We start from the raw sequence: 4,368 nt of genomic DNA, 5'->3' as shown, positions 1-4,368 counted from the left end.
AGCGGACGGCCGCGCAGCGAGCCGAACGGCTCGTCCGCGTCGGGGTCGGGGCGCAGCCTGACCCGGCCCACCGCCAGGTGCCGGATGCCGACCGCCGCGCCGACCCCGGCCGCGCCGAGGCCCGCCACAGCCCCCGCGACGCCCATCCTGCGCCTGTGCTTCGCGTCCATTCCCGTCGCCTCTGGGTAGCTATCCGAGATCCGGGCCGCCCTCGTACACGCGCGGCACGCGGACGCCGATCCGGGTGACGATCTCATAGGAGATGGTGTCCAGGGCGTCCGCCCAGTCCTGCGCGGTCGGCTCGCCGTCGTCGCCCGGGCCGAACAGGACGACCTCGTCGCCCGCCGCGAGCACGTCGTCGCCGAGGTCGATCACGAACTGGTCCATGCAGACGCGTCCGGCGATCGTGCGCCGCCGTCCGGCCGCCATGACCTCGATCAGGTTCGAGCCGTGCCGCGGGATGCCGTCGCCGTACCCGGCCGGGACGACCGCGAGGTTCGTCTCGCGGTCGGTCACGTAGGTGTGCCCGTAGGACACGCCGCTGCCCGCCGGAACCCGCTTGACCAGGGCCGTCGAGGCGGTCAGCGTCATCGCCGGGCGCAGCCCGAACGAGCCGAGCGACGGCACCGGGCTCAGCCCGTACGTCGCGATCCCGGGCCGGACGAGGTCGAACCGGGAGTCCGGCAGGGTGAGCGCGGCCGCCGAGTTCGCCAGGTGCCGGACCTCGGGCCGCACCCCGGCCTTCTCGGCCGACTCGACCATGTCGGTGAAGGTGGTGATCTGCCGGGGCACCGACGGGTGGTCGAGCTCGTCGGAGCAGGCGAAGTGCGACATGAGGCCGACGACGTTCACCAGCCCGGCCGCCTCGGCGGCGAGCGCCGCGTCCACCAGGGACGGCCAGTCCTCCGGGGCGGCGCCGCCGCGCGACATGCCGGTGTCGGCCTTCAGGTGGACCCGGACGGGCCGTCCCGCGCTCTCGGCGGCGGCGGCGAGCTCGTCCAACAGCCAGCGCGCGCCGACCGCCATGTCGAGGCCCTCGGCGGCGGCGCGGGCGTAGTCCTCGCCGGGCACGCCCAGGCCGACCAGCACCGGGACGCCGCGCACGCCAGCCTCGCGGAGCCGCAGGCCCTCGTCGAGCTTGGCCACGCCGAGCCACGTCGCGCCCCCGGCCAGCGCCGCGCGCGCCGCCGGGACCAGCCCGTGGCCGTACGCCTCGGCCTTGACCATCGCCATAACCTCGGCCCCACCGGCCTGCTCGCGCATCACGGCCACGTTGCCGCTGATCGCGTCAAGGTCGATGCGCGCCTGCGCAGGATTACTCATAGTCACTCCAGTGTGCCCGCCACGGACCGATGCCTCGGCCCGGCCCCTGCCCACCTTGGATGTCCGAGTAGATCGTGCAGTTCACCCCGCTATGGGAGAGTTCGGAACGCCGCAGGCAGGGCGGTGATCACGTCGAACGCGCTGACCGGGGCCTCCCCGGCGCCTGGAGCGGGGCCCCCGGCGGCCAGCCGCGCGGCGAGTCCGTGCAGGTAGGCGCCCGCGCAGGCGGCGTCCAGCGTGGACATCCCACCCGCCAGCAGCGCGCCCGTGAGCCCCGACAGGACGTCCCCGGTGCCCGCGGTCGCCAGCCAGGACGTCCCGGTCGGATTCACCCGAACCGGACGGTCCGGCTCCGCGATCACCGTCGTGGACCCCTTGAGCAGAACCGTCGCGTCCAGCTCGGCCGCCGCCCGCCGCACCGACTCCAGCCGCCGCGCCTCGATCTCCGTGCGGTCGCCGTCCACCAGCCGGGCCAGCTCCCCCGCGTGCGGCGTCAGCAGCGTCGGCGCGTCCCTGGTCAGCAGGTCGCGCCGCCGCGCCAGGACGGTCAGCCCGTCGGCGTCCACCAGCACCGGCAGCTCGGTCGACAGCACGGCCCGGAGCAGCCCCTCGGCGCCCTCCCCCGTACCCAGTCCCGGCCCGACCACCCACGCCTGGACCCGGCCGATCTTCTCCAGGGCCTTCTCACCGGGCTCGATCACCGTGGTCACGGCCTCCGGCCAGCGGTGCCGCACCAGCTCCACGGCATGCGGAACCGATGCGAACCGGACCATCCCGGCCCCGCCGTGCACGGCTCCGCCCACGGCCAGCACCGCCGCGCCGGTGAACTGCTCGCCCCCGGCCAGGACGCCCACGACACCGCGCCGGTACTTGTCCGACTCGGGGCCCGGATACGGCGGCCGGACGTCCTCGGCGGTCGGGGCGACCACGTCCGGATCGCCCAGGTACGGCCCGAGCCCGATGTCCACCAGCTCGACGACCCCGCAGTACGACGCGCCCGGGTCGATCAGCAGGCCCGGCTTGAGCGTCCCGAACGTCACGGTCACGTCCGCCCGGACGGCGGCCCCCTCGACCCGTCCGGACGACGCGTCCACGCCGCTCGGCACGTCGCAGGCCACCACGGTCCCGCGCGCCTCGGACGCCGCGCGCGCCAGCGACGCGTGCGGCTCCCGGAGCGCCCCGGTCCCCCCGATCCCGGTCAGGCCGTCGATCACCAGGTCGGCCGTCGCCACCGCGGCGTCGGCCTCGGCGAGCTCGATCAGCCGTCCGCCCGCGGCCCGCAGGTCGGCGAGTCCGTCCTGGTGAAGCCGGGAACCGGCCGCCACGGCCCGCACCCGCGCCCCCCGCCGGGCGAGCCGCGCGCCGGCGAACAGCGCGTCGCCGCCGTTGTCGCCGGACCCGGCCAGCACCACGACGTCCGCGCCGTACACGCCGTCCAGGAGCCCGGCGCAGACCCGCGCCAGCCCGGCCGCGGCGCGCTGCATCAGCGTCCCCTCGGGCAGCCGCGCCATCAGCGCGCCCTCGGCGGCCCGCACGTTACCGACCTCGTGCGCGTATCTCACCCCGGCCCCTTTCCGCGATCATTTCCTCCAGGGTGCCATGCCGCCTCGGCCGGGACGGGCCCCACTCACCGCCTTGACGGGTGCGCCCTCCCGAGTCAATGGTGAAGCAACGCACGTTTTGGTGAAAGTTTCATCCATCAGTCCCCCACAGAGACCCACCTGGACGCAAAGCCGGTAAGAGTCCTTCAGCGGTTGCCGAGTCCGACCTATGAACGCACGTTGCATAGGGCACAATTCGCTGAGTAACTCGCGCTGGTCGGGAGGCGACCGGAGACATGACGACGTCTCGCGGTTCAGCGGGTGCCATGAGCCCCTTCCGAGGCCCCACCGTCCGGCAGCGCCGGCTGGCGGCCGAACTCCGCCGGCTGCGTGAGGAGAGGGGGCTGACGGGCGACGACGTCGCAGCGCGGCTGACCTGGTCCACAGCCAAGGTCAGCCGGATCGAGAACGCGCGCACCAGCACCAGGATCAACGACGTCCGAATGCTCACCCAGCTTTACCAGCTCGACCCCGCCCACCGTGCGGAGCTGCTTGCCCTCGCGCACGACGCGGCACAGAAGGGCTGGTGGGAGGGGTACCGGGAACTGCCCGGCGCGTACACGCAGTTCATCGCGATGGAGGACGAGGCGAGCCGCATCGTCCAATGGGAGACCTATCTGGTCCCCGGCCTGCTGCAGACCGAGGACTTCGCCAGGTCGGTCATGGGCGGAGCACGGGCCTACGACCCCGCGCCGCCACGCGAGATCGAACGCCGGATCGAGGTCCGGATGCGCCGCCAGCAGGTCCTCTTCCGAGAGAATCCCATTCAGTATTCGGTGCTGCTCGACGAATCCGTCCTGCGGCGGCTTGTCGGCGATCCGGCCACGATGCGCGACCAACTCCGTCATCTGATCGACGTCTCCGACCTGCCGCACGTGGATCTGCGTGTCATCAGGCTGGACGTCCCCCACACGATCATGGAGGGGTCCTTCCAGCTCATGGAGTACGAGCCGGTCTGGGACATCGTGTTCCCGGACGTGGTCTACGTCGGCGCCCTGACCGACAACCAGGTCATCGACGAGAAGCTGACCTTCATGTACCGGCTCGCCTTCGAGGGGATGGCGCGGTTCGCCTCGCCCTCCGCGGAGTCACGCGATCTGGTCGCCGGGATCGCGGAGCGTTGGCGGCGCCCGTGAGAAAGGTGAGCCCGTTGGACAACCTGCCCACAGAGCGAGCCGTCCGGTGGACGAAGAGTTCCCGCTGCAGCGCCAGCGGCGCCTGCGTCGAGGTGGGAGAACTCGCGACCGGCCTGGTCGGAGCACGCGACGCCCATATCGGCGACCCCAGTCCGGTTCTCCGCCTCTCCGGCGAGGAATGGCACGCGCTGCTGACCCGCATCCGCGCCGGGGAACTGGACCTACCGGCGTGACACCCGTCTGACCCGGGCCGTGCGGCGGGACGGCCGACCGTCGCTCCGCCGCACGGCCCACCGCCCGCCCGCCCG

Annotated in this window: 4 protein-coding genes; 2 read left to right on the top strand and 2 right to left on the bottom strand. The window is 73.3% G+C overall.

Going from position 1 to position 4,368, the window contains the following annotated elements; translation table 11 throughout:
* Window positions 1–189: 189 nt before the first annotated feature.
* Together alr and AB0J52_RS29370 are read right to left on the bottom strand one after the other, a co-directional pair.
* Window positions 190–1,323, bottom strand: a complete 1,134-nt coding sequence (alr, locus tag AB0J52_RS29375) for an alanine racemase (protein ID WP_500185786.1) — start codon at window positions 1,321–1,323, stop codon at window positions 190–192.
* Between the two features lie 89 nt (window positions 1,324–1,412).
* On the bottom strand, window positions 1,413–2,885 hold the full coding sequence (locus tag AB0J52_RS29370; RefSeq protein WP_500185784.1) for an NAD(P)H-hydrate dehydratase: 1,473 nt from the start codon (window positions 2,883–2,885) through the stop codon (window positions 1,413–1,415).
* A gap of 305 nt (window positions 2,886–3,190) precedes the next feature.
* Between AB0J52_RS29370 and AB0J52_RS29365 the strand changes: the two genes are divergently transcribed.
* Window positions 3,191–4,060, top strand: coding sequence for a helix-turn-helix domain-containing protein (locus AB0J52_RS29365; protein WP_500185783.1), 870 nt, complete (start codon window positions 3,191–3,193; stop codon window positions 4,058–4,060).
* A 14-nt stretch (window positions 4,061–4,074) separates the two neighbouring features.
* Window positions 4,075–4,293: a DUF397 domain-containing protein gene (locus tag AB0J52_RS29360; RefSeq protein ID WP_500185782.1), complete on the top strand. Its 219-nt coding sequence runs from the start codon at window positions 4,075–4,077 to the stop codon at window positions 4,291–4,293.
* The last annotated feature ends 75 nt before the right edge of the window (window positions 4,294–4,368 follow it).

The sequence above is a fragment of the Spirillospora sp. NPDC049652 genome (assembly GCF_040675125.1).
Lineage (GTDB): Bacteria > Actinomycetota > Actinomycetes > Streptosporangiales > Streptosporangiaceae > Spirillospora.
Note: the sequence above shows the minus strand (reverse complement) of the source record. Positions and strands in the feature narration are given on the sequence as shown.